General features: G+C 64.4%; 14 protein-coding genes. 8 read left to right on the forward strand and 6 right to left on the reverse strand.

Annotated features, from left to right (window positions below; translation table 11 throughout):
* Positions 1-2: 2 nt before the first annotated feature.
* Positions 3-1,217 carry an efflux RND transporter periplasmic adaptor subunit gene (locus HH302_RS15030; protein ID WP_172203042.1) on the reverse strand — a complete coding sequence of 405 codons (1,215 nt, stop codon included), beginning with the start codon at positions 1,215-1,217 and terminating at the stop codon, positions 3-5.
* Positions 1,218-1,413: 196 nt separating this feature from the next.
* Here HH302_RS15030 and HH302_RS15035 point away from each other — a divergent pair, with 196 nt between their 5' ends.
* Positions 1,414-2,028 (forward strand): TetR family transcriptional regulator, encoded by a 615-nt coding sequence (locus tag HH302_RS15035; protein ID WP_172203043.1) that lies wholly within the window; start codon positions 1,414-1,416, stop codon positions 2,026-2,028.
* An 18-nt stretch (positions 2,029-2,046) separates the two neighbouring features.
* Here HH302_RS15035 and rimI read toward each other — a convergent pair whose 3' ends face one another.
* The 3 genes from rimI to icd all read right to left on the reverse strand — a co-directional run bounded on the left by rimI (position 2,047) and on the right by icd (position 4,542).
* On the reverse strand, positions 2,047-2,511 hold the full coding sequence (gene rimI, locus HH302_RS15040) for a ribosomal protein S18-alanine N-acetyltransferase (RefSeq protein ID WP_172203044.1): 465 nt from the start codon (positions 2,509-2,511) through the stop codon (positions 2,047-2,049).
* Positions 2,508-3,197, reverse strand: coding sequence for a tRNA (adenosine(37)-N6)-threonylcarbamoyltransferase complex dimerization subunit type 1 TsaB (gene tsaB / locus HH302_RS15045; RefSeq protein ID WP_172203045.1), 690 nt, complete (start codon positions 3,195-3,197; stop codon positions 2,508-2,510). The genes rimI and tsaB overlap by 4 nt, the downstream gene beginning before the upstream one ends.
* A gap of 97 nt (positions 3,198-3,294) precedes the next feature.
* On the reverse strand, positions 3,295-4,542 hold the full coding sequence (gene icd / locus HH302_RS15050) for an NADP-dependent isocitrate dehydrogenase (RefSeq protein ID WP_172203046.1): 1,248 nt from the start codon (positions 4,540-4,542) through the stop codon (positions 3,295-3,297).
* A 353-nt stretch (positions 4,543-4,895) separates the two neighbouring features.
* Between icd and HH302_RS15055 the strand changes: the two genes are divergently transcribed.
* From HH302_RS15055 to aceK, 6 genes are all read left to right on the forward strand, one after another.
* Positions 4,896-6,023 (forward strand): efflux RND transporter periplasmic adaptor subunit, encoded by a 1,128-nt coding sequence (locus HH302_RS15055; RefSeq protein ID WP_172203047.1) that lies wholly within the window; start codon positions 4,896-4,898, stop codon positions 6,021-6,023.
* Complete coding sequence (locus HH302_RS15060) at positions 6,020-9,079, forward strand: efflux RND transporter permease subunit (RefSeq protein WP_172203048.1); 3,060 nt, start codon at positions 6,020-6,022, stop codon at positions 9,077-9,079. The genes HH302_RS15055 and HH302_RS15060 overlap by 4 nt, the downstream gene beginning before the upstream one ends.
* A gap of 83 nt (positions 9,080-9,162) precedes the next feature.
* A complete protein-coding gene (tssA, locus tag HH302_RS15065) occupies positions 9,163-10,224 on the forward strand; it encodes a type VI secretion system protein TssA (RefSeq protein WP_172203049.1) in 1,062 nt (353 codons plus the stop codon).
* 106 nt (positions 10,225-10,330) lie between these two features.
* The gene (locus HH302_RS15070; protein WP_172203050.1) at positions 10,331-12,445 is read left to right on the forward strand and encodes a prolyl oligopeptidase family serine peptidase; all 2,115 of its coding nucleotides are present in this window, start codon (positions 10,331-10,333) and stop codon (positions 12,443-12,445) included.
* 100 nt (positions 12,446-12,545) lie between these two features.
* Positions 12,546-13,814: a response regulator gene (locus HH302_RS15075; RefSeq protein ID WP_172203051.1), complete on the forward strand. Its 1,269-nt coding sequence runs from the start codon at positions 12,546-12,548 to the stop codon at positions 13,812-13,814.
* A gap of 91 nt (positions 13,815-13,905) precedes the next feature.
* Positions 13,906-15,708 carry a bifunctional isocitrate dehydrogenase kinase/phosphatase gene (gene aceK / locus HH302_RS15080; RefSeq protein ID WP_172203052.1) on the forward strand — a complete coding sequence of 601 codons (1,803 nt, stop codon included), beginning with the start codon at positions 13,906-13,908 and terminating at the stop codon, positions 15,706-15,708.
* Positions 15,709-15,780: 72 nt separating this feature from the next.
* Here aceK and rpoZ read toward each other — a convergent pair whose 3' ends face one another.
* Together rpoZ and HH302_RS15090 are read right to left on the reverse strand one after the other, a co-directional pair.
* Positions 15,781-15,987 (reverse strand): DNA-directed RNA polymerase subunit omega, encoded by a 207-nt coding sequence (gene rpoZ / locus HH302_RS15085; protein ID WP_172203053.1) that lies wholly within the window; start codon positions 15,985-15,987, stop codon positions 15,781-15,783.
* Positions 15,988-16,020: 33 nt separating this feature from the next.
* Positions 16,021-16,224 carry a DUF2116 family Zn-ribbon domain-containing protein gene (locus HH302_RS15090; protein WP_172203054.1) on the reverse strand — a complete coding sequence of 68 codons (204 nt, stop codon included), beginning with the start codon at positions 16,222-16,224 and terminating at the stop codon, positions 16,021-16,023.
* Positions 16,225-16,381: 157 nt separating this feature from the next.
* Here HH302_RS15090 and HH302_RS15095 point away from each other — a divergent pair, with 157 nt between their 5' ends.
* Positions 16,382-18,382, forward strand: coding sequence for a site-specific recombinase (locus HH302_RS15095; RefSeq protein ID WP_172203055.1), 2,001 nt, complete (start codon positions 16,382-16,384; stop codon positions 18,380-18,382).
* Positions 18,383-18,501 lie beyond the last annotated feature (119 nt).

Genomic DNA, 18,501 nt, shown 5'->3' on the forward strand with positions numbered 1-18,501 from the left:
GCTCAGTGCTTGCCAGCGGGGGCGGATTGGGCTGCCGGCGCTGCGCCGCCAACCTTGATCGGCGCGCCGGGGAAGAAGATACGGGCGGTGCCATCGACGATGACCTGATCACCCGGCTTGAGGCCGTCGCGGATCACCCAGGCGTTGGCCAGGTCACCCTCCAGCTTGACCCACTCGCCCACCTGCACCGGGCGCGGCTGCGCGATCGTCGCGCCTTCCTTGCCCTGGCCCACCACATAGACGTACTTGCCATTGGGCGAATCCAGCACCGCGCGCTGCGGCAGCACCACCGCCTGCGGCCGCGTCGCACCACTCAGGATCACGCGCACGAACTGTCCCGGCGCCAGCTTGCCATCAGCGTTCGGCACACTCGCACGCGCGGCAAAGCTGCCGGTGTTCGAATCGGCCTTGTAGTCATGAAAGTCGATGCGACCCACACGATCAAGCATCGAGCCGTCGGAGAGCTTCAGCTTCACCGCGAAACCGTCCTTCGGCAGCACCAGCTTGCCGTTGGCGGCTTCGTCGCGCAGGCGCAGTGCTTCTTCCTCGCCCACGCCGTAGTTCACATGCGCCGGATCGGTCTGCGCCAGCGTCGCGAGCAGGCTGTCGCCGCCAGCAGCAGCAAGACCGCCCTCCACCTTCAGCGCGCGCCCGGCGACACCGCCGAGCGGTGCGCGGACTTCGGTATAGCCAAGGTCGATGCGTGCGGTGGTCAGATCCGCTTCAGCAGATTTCACCGCCGCCCGCGCCAGTTCGAAGGCCGAAGCAGCGTCATCCGCATCCTTCTGGCTCACGGCCTGTTCAGCGGCCAGCGGCTTGATCCGGTTGTACTCGCGCTCCGCCTGCTTAAGGCGCGCCTGCGCCTGCGTCAGCGCCGCTTCGGCAGAAGCCACGCGCGCGCGGAACGGCGCCTGGTCGATCAGAAACATCGGTTGCCCGGCCTTGAGCAGGGTGCCTTCCTCATACAGGCGCTTTTCAATGATGCCGGTCACGCGCGCACGTACCTCGATCTCGCGCGAACCCGCGACCTGGCCGACATACTCGAAATCGACCGGCACATCGCGCAAGGCAACCGTGGTGACGGCTACGTCAGCAGGCGGCATGCCGCCATGCCCCTGCTGGCCACCCTGCTTGCCGCAGGCAACAAGCACGAGCGAAAGCGCCGCCAGCGCAAACGCGCTGCGGGCCGATGGGGGAAGAATCGGGGTGGGATGCATGGTGGTGTCCTCTGCAAGGGGAGAAGCGTTGCCGCCGGGCGTACCGGGACAATCCGAATTGACAAGCAAGGCGGATTTTAGATACATACAAGAATGTTTGTAAATCGCGGAACGTGTCGTTGTGTATCAACCGCACATGCTTGACCCGCGTCAGCGCAACGAAGCGCCAAACAAAGCAACGTAGAACAACGAGATCATGGTCAGACGAACCAAAGAACAAGCCGAAGCCACCCGCGCCCAACTGCTGGACGCAGCGGAGGCGCTTTTTTGCGACAAGGGCGTCGCCTCGACCACACTGGACATGATTGCGCGTGCGGCCGGCGTCACCCGTGGCGCCGTCTATTGGCACTTCAAGAACAAAGCGGAGATTTTCGAGGCGGTATGTGACCGCGCGACGTCACCGATGGAAACCATGCTCGACACCCTGGTGGCCGAGCCAGGCGAAGACCCGCTCGGCTCGCTCGAGCGCCAGGCCTGCGAGATCCTTCAACTGATCGCGCGCGACGCACGGATGCGCGCGGTGCTCGAAATCCTCTTCCGCGGCTTCGATGGCGGCCCGGAGTTCGCCGAATACCTCGCACGCGAGGAAGAGAGCAAGCGGGACTGCCGTTGCCAGATCGAGTCCGTGCTTGAAGCCGCTGGAGCGCGGGGCCAATTGCCGCCCGACGTCAGCCCCGCCAAGGCGGCGATCGCGGTGACCGCCTTCGTCGGCGGCCTGATGCACGACTGGGTGCTGGACGGCGACTACGACCTCGCCGACATGGCGCCCTACCTCACGCGTGTGTTCTTCAACGGCCTGCGCAGCACCTGAGCGCTTCAGCCCGGGCGGCTAAGCACCTGATGTCAGTTCCCGCCGCATGACGATCGCGTCTTCGCGGCGGCCGTCCGCCGCAGGGTAGTAGTCGCGCCGACGGCCGATCGGCGCGAAGCCGGCACGTTCGTAAAGCCGCAGAGCCGCCACGTTGGAGGGCCGCACTTCGAGAAACATCTGCCTCGCGCCATGCTCCCAGAGGCCGTGGCCCAGCACATCCAGGAACCAGCGCCCAAGGCCCTGCCCCTGCACCGCCCGCATTACGCTGATGTTGAGCAGATGTGCTTCGTCGACGATCTTCAGGCAGATTGCGTAACCAAGCGGTTCGCCGTCGCGCTCCAGCACGCAGCAGGCGTGGCCGGCCTCAAGCGAGTCGCAGAAATTTCCGCGGGTCCAAGGAAACGCATGCAACACCGATTCGGCCGCGCAGACCCAGTCCAGATCGTCGGCAGTTAGCGGCCGAACGCGCAAAACACCGCTCATGCTTTCATGGCCTTTGCGACACGCTCGGCGGTCGTCAGCGCAACCTTGTCGCGCACATAGCACGGCGCCAGCGCCTCAGGCGCCACGGCTTCCACCTGCATCGCGGCGCGCCAGGTCAGCAATTGCGCAGCGCTCGCAATGGTCGTGATATCGCCAGTGTCGAGCTGCGCCAGCAAGGCCGGCGAGAACTGTTCGCGATACTCGGTGAAACCGGCGCCGCAGACAGTCCAGCGCACATCGTCAGGCACTGCCAGTGCGTCTGGCGCGCAGACGCCCATCGCCTCACGCTGCAGCAAGCCGCCAGCGTCACGGCGGTAGCGCGCCCAGTACACCTCACCCATGCGGGCGTCGAGCACCGCCAGCACCGCATCAGCGGGCTCCGACTGCGCCACCGCGTCGAGTGACACCACCGGCACCACCGGAATCCCCTTCGCCAACGACAAGCCCTGAGCCACCGAGCAGGCAACACGCACGCCCGTAAACGCCCCCGGCCCGACGCCCACCGCAATGCCATCGAGTTGATCGAGCGTCACGCCTGCACGCACGAGCAGCGCAGCAATGCCGGCGAGCACTTCGCCGGAGGCCGGGGCGTTGCCGGTACCCAACACATCCGATTCGATGCAGTCACCCACCTGCAAGGCGATCGACGCGGCGTTTCCTGAGGTTTCTATCGCAAGCCAGTTCATTCCCGAATGATATCAAGCCACCTTCGGCCGGTCCGGACACACCAATGAAAACGGGCGCCCCGCAGGGCGCCCGTTGCGTGTCGGAGACCGACAGCGATTACATCTGCGCGATCATCGCGTCGCCGAAGGCGGAGCACGACACTTCGGTCGCGCCGTCCATCAGGCGTGCGAAGTCGTAGGTCACGGTCTTCGCGGCGATCGCGCCTTCCATGCCCTTGATCACGAGGTCGGCCGCTTCCTTCCAGCCCAGATGGCGCAGCATCATTTCGGCCGACAGGATCAGCGAACCCGGGTTCACCTTGTCCTTGCCAGCGTACTTCGGCGCGGTGCCGTGGGTCGCCTCGAAGCAGGCGTACTTGTCGGAGATGTTCGCACCCGGGGCGATACCGATGCCGCCGACCTGTGCGGCCAGCGCGTCGGAAATGTAGTCGCCGTTCAGGTTCAGCGTGGCAATGGTGTCGTATTCGGCCGGGCGCAGCAGGATCTGCTGCAGGAAGGCGTCGGCGATGGCGTCCTTGACGATCACTTCACGACCCGTCTTCGGGTTCGTGAACTTGCACCACGGGCCGCCGTCGATTTCCACCGCGCCGAATTCGTTCTTCGCCAATGCGTAGGCCCAGTCACGGAAGCCACCTTCGGTGAACTTCATGATGTTGCCCTTGTGCACGATCGTCAGCGACTTGCGATCGTTATCGATCACATACTGCAGCGCAGCGCGCACCAGGCGCTCGGTGCCCTGCTTGGAAACCGGCTTGATGCCGATGCCCGAGGTTTCCGGGAAGCGGATCTTCTTGACGCCCATTTCTTCGGTCAGGAACTTGATGACCTTCTTCGCACCTTCGGACTCAGCCTGCCACTCGATACCGGCGTAGATGTCTTCGGTGTTCTCGCGGAAGATGACCATGTTGGTCAGTTCCGGCTGCTTGAGCGGCGACGGCACGCCCTTGAAGTACTGCACCGGCCGCACGCACTGGTACAGATCGAGTTCCTGACGCAGCGCCACGTTCAGCGAACGGATGCCACCGCCGACCGGCGTGGTCATCGGGCCCTTGATCGAGACCGAGTAATCCTTGAGCGCCTGGAAGGTTTCAGCCGGCAGCCACTGATCCGGACCGTACTTTACGGTCGCCTTCTCACCGGCATAGACCTCCATCCAGTGGATCTTCTTCGCGCCGCCGTAGGCCTTGGCCACCGCAGCGTCGATCACCTTGATCATCACCGGGGTGATGTCGACACCGATACCGTCCCCCTCGATGAACGGAATGATCGGGTTGTTGGGAGTCGGCTGACCGGGAATGATTTTCTGGCCGCCGGCCGGGACCGTGATCAAAGACTGGGCGCTCATGACTGTTGCTTCCTCAGGATTGGGTCGTTGGATGTATTGTCGGCAAGGCTGATGCGCGTCGCATTGCCGCGTGCTGCACGGCCATGCGTCCCCCCGCGCCACGAACAGCCCCCGCCTTTGAGGGTGGCCGTGGCCTTGCACTGCAGGCCGCGCCACGAACGTCGCGCTGGCCAAGCGCTGAATTATCGCCGATTTCGCGGCACCGCACCAAGGCGTGCTATCCGCGCAACGGCCGAATCGTTACATTGCGAACCAACTCAATTACCGAGAGTCACATCGGCACGCCGTCTGCACTGGCAAAATGCAATGCCCCGGCGCTTTCCGGGCGTACCTTTTTCGCGACACCGACCCCCATGCACAACAAGAAAATCCTGATCGCGGCGCTTGCCCTGGCAGCCGGCATCGCCGGCTATGCCTATTTCAAACCGGCCCCGACGGCCAACGCCAAGGGTGGCGAACCGACGATCAGCGTGCGCTTCGCCGCGGTCGAGCGCCGCACGGTTCCGGTGATGTTCGAGACCAGCGGTTTTGTCACCCCGGTCAGCAGCGTCGAGGTGCGCGCACAGATCGCCAGCACGATTCGCGAGGTACTCGTCAAGGAAGGCGACACCGTTGCGGCCGGCACTCCGCTCTTTCGGCTCGATGGCCGCGCGGAACGCGCTGCACTCGACAAACTCAAGGCCCAAGCCCTTCGCGACGAGGCCCTGCTGGCCGATGCCCGGCGCACCCTGGCGCGCAACGTCGAGTTGAAGACTCGCGGGTTTGTATCGCAAGGCGTGGTCGACGGCAGCACCAGTAACGTCGATGCCCTGCAAGCGACTGTGGCGGCCAATCGCGCCGCCGTCGCCGAGGCCCAGGTGGCAGTCGACTACGGCGTGATCGCCGCACCGCAGGCGGGCCGGGTCGGCCTGATCAACGTCCGTGTTGGCAGCCTGGTGCAGCCGAGCAGCGCACAAGCGCTGACGACCCTTACGCAACTCAACCCGATCGATGTCGGTTTCACATTGCCTGAAACGCAACTTGCACGGCTGCGCGCCGCGCAGGCGCGCGGGCCGGTGAGCGTCAGCGCACACGAATCGGGTCGCACGGTGACGGGCCAGCTCAGCTTCATCGACAGCACTGTGGACAGCACATCCGGAGGCATCCGCGTCAAGGCGCGTTTCGACAACGCCGGACAAACACTATGGCCCGGCGCACAGGTGACCGTCACGCTCACGCTGGACAGCTACGTCGACGCACCGACGGCGCCCTTGCAGGCGATCCAGGTCGGGCCCGAAGGGCAGTTCGTGTACGTGATGGACGCAGCCCAGCGCGCCAAAGCGATCCCGGTGAAGATCCTCTACCAGGACGAGCGGATCGCCGTGCTTGATGGCATCGAAGCCGGCGCACAGATCGTGCTGGTCGGCGGCCAGAACCTGCGCCCGGGTTCCAAACTGAAGGATGCTGACAAGTCCAGCCCGGCGGCAGGTGCCAAGCGATGAACATTTCGGAGCTTTGCATCCGCAGGCCGGTGATGACCGTCCTGCTGTCGATCTCGGCCGTCGTTGCCGGCCTGCTGGGCTACGCGTATCTGCCGGTTGCGGCGCTGCCCAGCTACGACACGCCGACCATCAGCGTCAGCGCCTCGCTGCCCGGCGCCAGTCCGGAGACCATGGCCACCTCCGTTGCGACGCCGCTCGAGAAGCAGTTCTCGACGATCGCAGGGCTGGTCACGATGAGCTCGAGCAACACCCAGGGCTCAACCTCGATCACGCTCGAATTTGCGCAGAACCGCAACATCGATGCCGCGGCCGGGGATGTGCAGGCGGCCCTGCTGCGAGCGCAGCGCTCGCTCCCGACCGAGATGAGCACGCTGCCTTCCTACCGCAAGGTGAACCCGGCTGATGCGCCGATCCTCATCATGGCACTGACGGCGCCATCGCTCTCGCTCGCACAGCTCAACGACTACACCGACAACCTCGTCGCGCCAGCGCTCTCGACCATCGAAGGCGTTGCGCAGGTTTCCAACTTCGGTCAGAAGAAATTCGCCGTTCGGGTGCAGGCGGACCCGGACAAGCTCGCCGCCCGCGGCCTCACGCTCGACCAGCTTGCCAGCGCAATCCACGACGCAAACACCAATACGCCGCTTGGCGTACTGCGTGGGCCGGCACAGACGCTGACGATCGACGCCAACCGGCAACTGCGTCACGCGTCGGAGTTCGCGCCGCTCATCATCGCAACCCGCAACGGCCAGCCAGTGCGGCTCTCGGAAGTCGCTACCGTCATCGACAGTGTCGAGACGGCCACCAACGCAAGCTGGGCGGATGGCCAGCGCTCGATCGTGATCGGCGTGCAGAAGCAACCCGACGCAAACACCGTCGCCACCGTCGACGCCATCCGCGCGATGCTCCCGCGCCTGCAGGCCCAGATGCCCGCCTCGGTCAGCATCCAGATCATCAACGACCGTTCGCAGTCGGTGCGCGACGCGATCCACGACGTGAAGCTGACGATGCTCGGCACGATCGCGCTGGTCGTACTCGTCATGTTCATCTTCCTGCGCCACGCGGCCGCCACGCTGATTCCGTCGGTCACGCTGCCGATCTCGCTGGTTGGCACGCTGGGCCTGATGTACGTGCTGGGCTACAGCCTCGACAACATCTCGCTGTTGGGGCTCACGCTGGCGGTTGGCCTCGTCGTGGACGACGCGATCGTGGTGCTGGAGAACATCGTCCGTCACATCGAAGACGGCATGGCACCACTGCAGGCGGCCATCACCGGCGCCCGCGAAGTGAGCTTCACGATCGTGTCGATATCGATTTCGCTGGTAGCGGTATTCATCCCGATCTTCTTCATGCCTGGCGTGATCGGCCTGCTCTTCCACGAGTTCGCCGTCGTCGTGTCGCTCGCAGTGCTGGTCTCCGCGGTCGTGTCATTAACGCTGATTCCGCTGATGGGTGCGCGCTTCATGCGGCGGGAATCGGAGCAAACGCAGCATGCTTGGCTCAATGCCTTCGAACACGCGTTCGAGCGGGTGCTCGCCAGCTATCGCCGCGGGTTGAACCGCGCGCTGGCGCATCGCAAGCTGGTGCTGCTCGGCGCACTCGCCACGCTGGTCGCAAGCGTCTGGCTGTTCGCCGCGAGCCCCAAAGGCTTCTTCCCGCAGGAAGACACCGGCCTGGTGATGGTCAACGCGGACGCTGCCACCGACGCATCGTTCGAAGCGCTGCTCAAACATGGCGAAACCTTGATGAAGGCGATCGGCGGCGACGCAGCCGTCGAGGGCTATTCAGCCGCCGTCAGCGAGTCTGGCGCCCGCATGTGGCTGCGGCTCAAACCGCGCGGTGAGCGTGAAGCGATGCCGGCGGTTATCGAACGCCTGCGGCAAAAGGTGCGAGGGATTCCGGGGGTCGATGTTTACTTCACGCCGATCCAGAACCTGCGTCTTGGGGGACGCCAGTCGCGCAGCCAGTTCCAGTACGTCATGCAGAGCGTCGGAGGCGAGGAGCTCACCGCCTGGGCGGACCGCCTGAAACAGGCGTTGATGGCCGATCCATTGTTCCGCGACGTCACGACAGACTCGCAGCTCAAGGGCCTCAATGCGCAGGTCGAAATCAACCGCGAGCGCGCAAACCTCTACGGCGTAGCCCTCGCGGACGTGCGCACCACGCTCTACAGCGCGTTCGGCGAGCGGCAGGTTTCGACGATCTACACCTCATCGGGCGACTACAAGGTGATCCTCGAACTCGCACAGGCCTTCCGGCAGGACGAGCGCACCTTGGGAAGGCTGCAAGTCAGGAACAGCGCGGGCGCAATGGTGCCGATGGCCAACCTGATCGAAGTCAAGCGGGTCGCTGGCCCGACCTCGGTCAACCATCAGGGCCAGCTGCAGGCGGTAACCGTGTCGTTCAACCTTGCCCCGGGCGCGGCGCTGGGTGAAGCGACGCGCCACATTCGCGACGCCGAGCACCGCATCGGCCTGCCATCGGGCATCCTGACCTCGTTCGCCGGTGACGCGGCGGCCTTCCAGCAGTCGCAAGGCGCACAGGTGGTGCTGATCGGCGCGGCGATCCTTGTCATCTACGTATTGCTGGGCGTGCTGTACGAAAGCTACATCCACCCGATCACGATTCTCGCCGGGCTGCCTTCAGCCGCCGTCGGTGCGCTGCTCACCCTGCGGCTGTTCGGCATGGAGCTGACGATCATCGCCAGTATCGGCATCGTGCTGCTGATCGGTATCGTGAAGAAGAACGCGATCATGATGATCGACTTTGCCCTTGAGGCTCAGCGCGCCGGAGCCTCGCCGCTGGAGGCGATCCGGCAAGCGTGCGCGCTCCGCTTCCGGCCGATCACGATGACCACGCTCGCGGCAATGGCCGGCGCACTTCCGATCGCGCTGGGGATCGGTGCCGGCGCTGAACTACGTCAGCCGCTCGGCGTCTCCGTGGTGGGTGGCCTGGTCTTTTCACAGCTGATCACGCTGTTCATCACGCCGGTGATCTACCTCGGCTTCGAAGACCTGCGCGCGCGTTTCGCCAAACCCAGGCCCGCACACGCGTGATTCGGCGCGCAATGCGAATGGCATCACGGGGGCGTGCATCGGCATGACATTAGAATCTCCGGGACTACCCGGAGATTCGACCCATGAGCGCACCACTCGACCACGCCGCCCTGTTGGCCCCGCTGCTTGCCCCCCTGCCGGGCCATAGCAGCACCGGCGAGGACATGTCCTTTTCCACGGAATTCGACGCCCTCGACGAGGCCCGCCGCGAGGACGATCCGTCCCTGGATCAGGGTGAATGGGTCACCACACTGAAAGTCGCAGACTGGCGCCGCGTCATCGATATCGCCACCAACCTGCTGACCCAACGTACCAAGGATCTGCGCGTAGCCGCCCGTTACGCCGAAGCAAATGGCCGCCTGCACGGTTTTGGCGGGCTCGCCGAAGGCCTGCAACTCGCGGCCGGCCTGCTCGACGCCTATCCCGACACGCTGCACCCGCTACCCGAAGGCGGGGATGCCGAAGAACGTGCCGGCGCACTCGGCTGGCTGATCCAGCGCGCACTCGATGTGCTCAAGACCGCACCCCTGCTGCAAGGCGACGGTGGCGCGCTCAGTTGGGACGATCACGAACGTGCCCGTGCCGCGGGCGCACGCGGTGAAGACAGCGAACCACACGAACACGCGGCCCTGGCCGTCGCTTGGGACGCTGCGGCGCGCGGCACGCCGCTTTCCCGCCTTGATGCGACGCGCGACGCACTCGATGCGCTCGACCAGGCGATCCGCGCGCTGGATCGCGCCGCCGATACCGTGTTGGGTGCCGACGCGCCCTCCTTCCGCCTGTTGCGCGAACTGCATGAGCGCATCCACCACCTGGTCAGCCGTCTGATCCTTGAGCGCGGCGGCAACACCGGCGCCCTCGTCAGCCAAGCGCCCGCCAACGACGCACCGGCGCATACGGCACACGCGCCAGTGGCCCACCACGCCCCGCGGCAAGCGGGCGCGATGACGCGCGCCGACGCGGTCGCGATGCTCACGCAGGTGGCCGAGTACTTCCGGCAGACCGAACCGCACAGCCCGGTCGCCTACCTGGCCGACAAGGCCGCCAGTTGGGCCAACATGCCGCTGCACGATTGGCTGCGCCAAGTCGTGAAGGACGACTCGGCGCTCGCGCATATCGACGAACTGCTGGGCGTTGCCCGCTGAGCACGCCACCCGATACATAACGACATCCAGCCAGCGCGCGCCTGTCGTAGCATTGCCCCCTTGCCGCCGGCGCAGCCCGCGCCGAGCCATCCCACAAGGAGAGACGATGCGACACCACGCCCTGGCTGCCGCGCTGATCGCGCTGCCCGCCCTCTCGTTCGCCGCTGCACCGGCAACGCCACAGATCCCCGTCACCGACGTCTATCACGGCGTGTCCGTCGTCGATCCGTATCGCTGGATGGAGGACATGAAGTCGCCGGAGTTCCAGACCTGGCTCAAGGCGCAGGCCGACTACGCCAACGGCGTGCTGACCAAGATCCCCGGCCGCGACGCGCTGCGCAAGCGCCTCGGCGAACTGGCTGATCTCGGCGAAATCACCGGCGGCTATGAGCAAGCTGCCGGCAAGGTCTTCTACCTGAAGCGGGCACCCGGCGAAAACGCCCGCAAGCTTTGGGTGCGCAAGGGTAGCGACGGCGCCGAGCGCCTGCTGCTTGACCCGGATTCAATGCCGGGCGAAGGTGGCCACCACGCGATCGACTGGTACAGCGCATCGCCCGACGGCAAGCTGCTTGCCGTGGGCATTTCGATGGGCGGCTCGGAGAACAGCGTGCTGCGCATCATCGATGTCGCGACGGGCAAGCTACTCGGCGACGCGATCGACCGCGCCGGCCTCAATGAGCCGGGCATTGCCTGGCTGCCGGATGGCAAGAGCTTCTACTACAACCGCCACCCCGCCGACGAGCGTTACAACAAGAGCGCCGTCTTCCTGCACCACCTGGGCAATGATCCAGCCAAAGATGTGGCCGTGTTCGGCTGGGGCGCCACGCCGTCGCGCGAATTCGGCCTTGCCGACCTTCCGTATCTGAGTACTTCAAAGGGGTCGAAGTGGGTGCTGGCCGAGGTATTGCATGGCGACTCGGTCAATCGCTCCTACTGGATCGCCCCGCTTGAGACGGTGAAAACCGGCGACACACCATGGCGCCGCATCATCGGCCCTGACGACAAGGTCACCCATGCGGTGCTGTCGGGCTCTTCGGTCTACGCGGTCACGCAGAAACGGGCTTCGCGCCGCGAATTGCTCAAGTTCGATCTCGCCAGCGGCAAGGCCACTGTTGCGATGCCCGCGAGCGACGCCGTGCTGCAAGCCCCGATCGCCGCCAAGGACGCCGTCTTCGTGAAAGCCCTGGATGGTGGCGTGAGCCGCCTGTTCAAAGTGGACAAGTCCGGCAAGGTCAGCAGCGTCGCACTTCCCTTCGACGGCACGGTGCGCGAGATCAGCCCCGGGAACGACGGCAGCGTGCTTGTGCGCCTGGAAGGCTGGACGCGCCCGGCTCAAGTCTTGAAGATCACGGGCAAACGCGCAGAATCGACCAGCTTGCAGAAGCCGCTCAAGGTCGATACCTCGGGCGTCGAAGCCCAGCGCGTGATGGTCAAGAGCCATGACGGCACGATGGTGCCGCTGTCGATCCTGTCGCAGAAGAACGTCGCGCATGACGGCAAGCGCCCGACCATCCTGTCTGGTTACGGCGCCTACGGTATCTCGATGGAACCACGCTTCGCCGCTACCCGGCTTGCGTGGTTGGAGCGCGGCGGCGTGCAGGCAGTCTGCCATGTACGCGGCGGCGGCGAACTGGGCGAAGACTGGCATCAGGGCGGCTACATCCAGACCAAGCAGAACACCGTCAGCGACTTCATCGCCTGCGCGGAATGGCTGATCGCGAACCACTACACCTCACCCGCAACGCTGGCGGGCGTTGGTGGCAGCGCCGGCGGTATCACGATTGGCGGCACAATCACACAACGCCCGGATCTGCTGGCCGCGGCGCAGAGCGCAGTGGGCATTTCCGACATGCTGCGGATGGAAACCACGCCGAATGGCCCGCCCAACATCGAAGAGTTCGGCACCGTCAAGAACCCGGACCACTTCAAGTCGATGTATGCGATCAGCCCGTACCACCGCGTGAAGGATGGTGTGGCTTACCCGGCCGTCATCGTCACCACCGGTGCGAACGATCCACGCGTTGACGCATGGCTGCCCGGAAAATTCGCCGCGCGGCTGCAAACCGCCAACCCGAACGGGAAACCGGTGATTCTGCGCGTCGATTACGACGCCGGCCACGGCATCGGCTCGAACGTCGGGCAGGCGCTCGACGAAACGGCGGACGTGTGGTCATTCTTCCTCTGGCAGATGGGCGATCCGGCCTTCCAGCCGACACGCTGAGTGCCCTGCGGCAGGCGAGCCTTCAAGGATTTTGGCTCGCTTGCCGTAATCGTGGCTGTGCGGGGTGGAATATCGCCCCTGCCACCCCACCGGAGCCCGCGTGAAAGTACTTGTCGCCGACCCTTCGCGCTTCATGCGCAACGTGTTCGGATCGATCTTCCTGGCGCGAAACATCGAGGTGCAGACCGTTGAGAACGGTTGCCAAGCCTTGATCGCACTGGAACGCGAAGACTTCGACCTCGCCTGTGTCGCGCTCGAACTCGGCGACATGCACGCCACCGAGCTTTTGATGTGCGCCCGGGCCCGCCAGAGGTCAAACGTAGTGAGCTTCGTCGCCATCACGTCCGACCGCGAAAAGGCCCATATCGACGCTGCGCTCGCCGCCGGTTTCTCGGCCTGTTTTCACAAGTCGAACCAAGCGGCCTTTGAAGCGTACGTCGATACATGGACAGCGAGCGCAACCCGGCGGCTCAATGGCAGCGTGTTGCTGGTCGAGGACAACGAAGCGACCGCCCGCTTCTGCCGCGAAATCATGCAACACATGGGTTTGACGGTGGAGGTCAAGGCTTCGGCTGAAGCCGCCGTCGATGCGCTTCGCCATCGCAGCTTCAGTGTGGTTGTCACCGACTTCGTTCTGGCCGGTCTGCAAACGGGCCTCGACCTGATCCACTTCATACGCGCGCGCCCCGGCGCCGCGGGGCGCACGCCGATTCTTGCCCTGTCCGCGAGCGACAACGCGGGCCAGCGGATCGAGATTCTGCGCGCAGGCGCCAACGAGTTCGTGCACAAGCCGGTACTGCCCGAGGAACTCGAAGTCCGGCTTCGCAACCTGATTACGTTGTCCGATCTGTTTGCGAGCCTCGATGCGCAGCATCAGATGGTGAAGGACATGGCCCAGCGCGACCGCCTGACCGGGCTCTACAACCGCCACCGCCTAGAGGAACTCGCGCCCGAACTCATGGCAGAAAGCCGCCGCACGCACAAGCCGCTGTCCTTGGTGCTGATCGACCTCGACCATTTCAAGCATATCAACGACACCTTTGGCCATGCCGCGGGCGACAAGGTGCTGATCGCCGTGGCCAGCGTGCTGCGCAACGGCGCGAGATCCGAGGATGTTGCCGTTCGCTACGGCGGCGAAGAGTTGCTGTTGCTGCTGCCGGGCCTCGACGTCAAGCAAGCGGCGCTTGGCGCCGACCGCATGCGGCGGCACATCGAAGGGCTCCGCCCGAGCGACATCCCGGTTACCTGCAGCATGGGCGTGGCGGCTTTGAAACCCGACGAAGACTTCGAGGCCCTCTTCCGGCGCGCGGACGCCGCTGCCTACCAGGCCAAGCAGCATGGCCGCAATCAGGTGATCGCGCACCAGTAGCGCGGGAAACCACGCATCCCCGAGCCCATGCGCAGCGGGCTAGAATCCCCTTGTGTGCAGAGCACAAACGGACACCACCGGGGGAGACGGCATGGACGTTCCGGCAGCGGACAACAACACCGCGCTGGCCATTGCGCAAGCGCTTATCGACGGCTTCAACCGCCACTACCGCATCTTCAGCGAGACCTCTCGCAGCGCAAAACAGCGCTTCGAACAGGCCGACTGGCAGGGTGAGCTGCGGGCAGTACGGGAACGGGTGCAGTTCTACGACGATCGTGTGAACGAAACGGTGATGCGCATGCACGCCGAATTCCACGCCGATCGCATCGACGATCGCACCTGGCAGCAAGCCAAACTGCTGTACATCGGCTTTCTGATCAACCACAAGCAGCCCGAGCTGGCCGAGACCTTCTTCAACTCGGTGTGCTGCAAGATCCTGCACCGCACCTACTTTCACAACGACTACATCTTTGCGCGGCCGGCGATTTCGACCGAGTACATCCAGTCCTACCCACCCACCTACTCAAGCTATTACCCCCACGAAGGGGGGATGCGGGCCAGCGTCAAACGCATCATCGAAGACTTTGCGTGGCAGGTGCCATTCGAAGATCTCGACCGCGACGTCGAGCACATTCTTCGCACCGTTGAGGCCCATCTTGGCGAATGGCCTGCGCGCGAGGTGAACAGCCAGATTCAGGTGCTCTACTCGCCGTTTTACCGGAACAAGGCCGCCTACATCATCGGCAAGGCGATCAACGGCTATGTCGAAACCCCCTTCGCCGTGGTCGTGCGACACAACCCCGAAGGGCGGCTGTACATCGATACGATCCTGCTCGAACCGTGGCGGATTTCGCTCTTGTTCTCGTTGTCACGCGCGTACTTCCTGGTCGACATGGAAGTGCCCTCCGGCTATGTGCACTTCCTGCGCTCGATCATGCCGAACAAGCCGCGCAGCGAGCTCTACACGATGCTGGGCCTCGGCAAGCAGGGCAAGACGATGTTCTTCCGCGATCTGATCGCGCACCTGCTGCATTCGAACGACCAGTTCATCGTCGCGCCTGGTATCCGCGGCATGGTGATGGCGGTGTTCACGCTGCCTTCGTATCCCTACGTGTTCAAGATCATCAAGGACCAGCGCGCAATCCAGAAGGAAATGGACCGCGCCACCGTCAAACGCAAGTATCAGATGGTGAAACAGGTGGACCGTGTGGGCCGCATGGCCGACACGCTCGAGTTCTCAGACGTCGCGCTACCCCGCCATCGCTTCCATCCGGACCTCGTGGCAGAACTGCGCGACGTTTGCAGCGAAAGTGTCGAGGAAGAAGGCGACACGATCGTCATCAAGCACCTCTACATCGAGCGCCGCCTGACCCCGCTGAATCTGTTTCTGGAGAAAGCCGACGCGGCACAGACCGACCACGCGGTTCAGGAATACGGCAGTGCGATCCGCGAGATGGCGCAGGCCAACATCTTCCCGGGCGACATGCTGTGGAAGAACTTTGGTGTTACCCGGTATGGCCGCGTCGTGTTCTACGACTACGACGAAATCGAGTTCATGACGGACTGCAACTTCCGCCGCATCCCGCCCGCGCCGAACGAGGATATCGAGATGAGTGGCGAGGCGTGGTACTCGGTCGCACGCAACGACGTATTCCCGGAGGAATTCGGCACCTTCCTGCTCGGCCTGCCCAAGGTTCGGCAAGCCTTCATGAAATACCACCCGGACCTGCTCGACGCGTCGTTCTGGCAGGACACGCAGCGCAAGATCCGCGAGGGCTACGTCGAGGACTTCTTCCCCTACCCGCAACGCCTGCGCTTCCGCCAGCTCTACGCAACGGAAACGACCAAAGCCCCGGCCGGAGAAGCTGAGCTTCTCGCCGAGGCTGAGGATTGAAACACTGGACCGAGCCGGCCGCTCAAGCGGCCGGTTCAATCAGCGGGCGGCGTGGCGCCCGCCCTGAAGCTGTCAGGCTTCGAGCTTCGAGAGGATGCTGCGGTCGATGTGACCCGAGGCGACTTCGCGCAGCGCGGTGACGGCAAACTTGTTCTTGCTGCCATCCACCTGCGGGGTGTGGCCACGGGCAAGCTGACGCGCGCGGATGGCGGCAGCGAGGGTCATTTCGAAACGATTCGGAATCGTCTTCAGGCAATCTTCAACCGTGATGCGGGCCATGTCTTTTCCTTGTGATGCTTGCGCGTTACGGCCTTAGCCGCGGACGCGCTGTGATTTCTGCCACTGCAGGCGACGGTAGTCTTCCTCGCAGTCGCTATCGCAGAATTTCTGCCCTTCGGTCAGCGTTTCGCCACAGAAGTGGCACACACCGGTCGCCGCCAACGACGGCTCCTTGCGCTCCAGCGCCAACTTGAGGCTCAGCTCGACTTCCTGCTGGGCAACGTCTGCTTCATCCATCTTCGTACGTCTCCGCAATCTGGAAACGGAGGCAATGCTTGCCACCCGCGAAAGGGGCGGCACTTTACCAAGTTTTGAGGCTGACGTCTCGCCGGGAAGCGGATCGTTCTCCGACAGTGTGCCAGAATAGTCCGTCCTGCGTGTATCCGAGAACCCGATGAGAGCACTCGTACCGATACTGGAGGACATTGCCGCCTCGCCCGACAAACGTTCGGCCGACGCGTTGCTGGAAATCATTGCCAGCCTGCGCCCGCGCGAACTTGAAGCCCCCGGCGCGGCCACCCAACGCTTGCGGGCGATGATCTCCGTGCTGCAGACGCGGCCGCACCTGGCCGAAGGGCTGCGCAGCTACCTCTCCGAAGTGTTCGCCACGCGCGTGCAGCGCTCGCTGTTCGCCGACCTCGGCATTCTGACCAACGACAGCATCGTCGGCGCCATCACCAAACGCCTGGTGGCCAAGATCCTGCCGCCGGCACACGACGACACTTACCTGCAGGACCTTTTCGCCGCACTGGTCCGCGAAGCGCGTGACCAACACTGGATCACCGAGCTTCCGGAACAGGTCATCGTTGAACTGCTGCGTGTGATCGGCTTTGGCAGCGCACGCACCGCCAACGAACGCCGGATGGACGGCGAAATGATCGAGGCGCTTCGGATCCTCTCGTTCCGTCTCGCCTCGATTGGCCTCGAGCCCGACTTCCTTCGCTACGACAGCGACGCGGCCTCGCGTGAATCCCCCTTCGTAGCCCAGACCGACGAAGTCCAAGCGCTGTCGGCGGCAGCCTTCGCCGCACTCGCCGACCCGACGCTGCCATGGCCGGATGCAAGCCACCTCGATGTGCTGCTCGATCAATGCGAGAAGCACATTGCGCGGATCCGCAAGCTCGCGCGGCAGGGAGGCGCGAGCATCGCACTGACTTACGACGCGCAGCGCGCCGGCCAAACCATCGATCGCATGCGCACGCTGGTGCGCCTTGCAGCACCCGACAGTTCCGAAGCCCAGCAGCAACGCAAGCTCGCCTTCTTCCGCGAACTGCTGCAACACGAGTCGGAAAAGAACAGCGTACGCGCGGTGCTGGTGCGCGTGACCGACCTGCTCGCTCTGCAGGTCACCGAACACGCCAGCCGCACGGGCGAGCACTACGTCGCCAGCAACGCGGCCGAGCAGAATCAGCTGTTTCGCGCGGCGGCAGGCGCCGGCTTGATCGTCGCCTTCATGGCAATCATCAAGATCTTCAGCGCCAAGGCGCATCTGCCACCGCTATGGGAAGCCGTGGCATTCAGCCTGAACTACGGGCTGGGTTTCATCGTGGTGCACCTGTTCCACTTCACGATTGCGACCAAGCAGCCGGCCATGACCGCCGCACTGATCGCCGCCACGATGGACGAAGCCAAGGACGGCAAGCCGCCGCTCGATCGCCTGGAGACGCTCATCATCGATGTGCTGCGCAGCCAGTTCATCGCGATCCTTGGCAACGTGATCGTGGCGTTTGCGGTCTGCCTCGGCATCGGCTTCGCCTGGCCCTATCTGTTCGGGCAGCCCATCGTGGACGCCACCAAGGCCAACTCCTTGCTGCACGACCTGCGCCCGGTCATGAGCATGGCCATCCCCCACGCTGCGGTGGCCGGCGTCTGCCTGTTCCTGGCCGGCCTGATCTCGGGCTACTACGACAACAAATGTGTCTATGCGCGGATCCCGCAACGCATCCGCCAGATCCCGCGGCTGCGGCGCTGGCTTGGTGAGGCACGCCTGAACCGCATGGCGGGTTACATCGAAAACAACCTCGGCGCGCTGATGGGCAACTTCCTGTTCGGTTGCATGCTGGGTTGCATGGGCACGATCGGCTTCCTGCTCGGCCTGCCGCTGGATATCCGCCATGTCACGTTCGGCGCCGCCAACTTCGCCTATGGCATCACGGCGCTCGGTTTCGATGTGCCGCTTTACCTGCTGGTCAGCTGCGGTGTCGGCGTTGCGGCGATCGGCCTGACGAACCTGCTGGTCAGCTTCAGCCTTGCCCTCTACACCGCGATGAAATCGCGCAAGGTGCGCTTCGGCTACAGCCGGCAGTTGTTCGGGCGGGTGCTGCGACACATCGCGCAGCGCCCGCACGACCTCCTCGTCGCGCCGAAGCCCATTCGCCAGCCTCCCGGGCAGTAAATCGGACAGCCTCACGCCAACCGTAGCAAGGCCTGCGCGTGTGCCGGGCCTTGCAATGTATAATTTGCGGTTTTTCCGAATTCGTCTGGAGCGCGCCCATGGCCCGGCCCCCACGCTTG

It is taken from the genome of Niveibacterium sp. COAC-50 (assembly GCF_013184235.1).
GTDB classification, from domain to species: Bacteria; Pseudomonadota; Gammaproteobacteria; order Burkholderiales; family Rhodocyclaceae; genus Niveibacterium; species Niveibacterium microcysteis.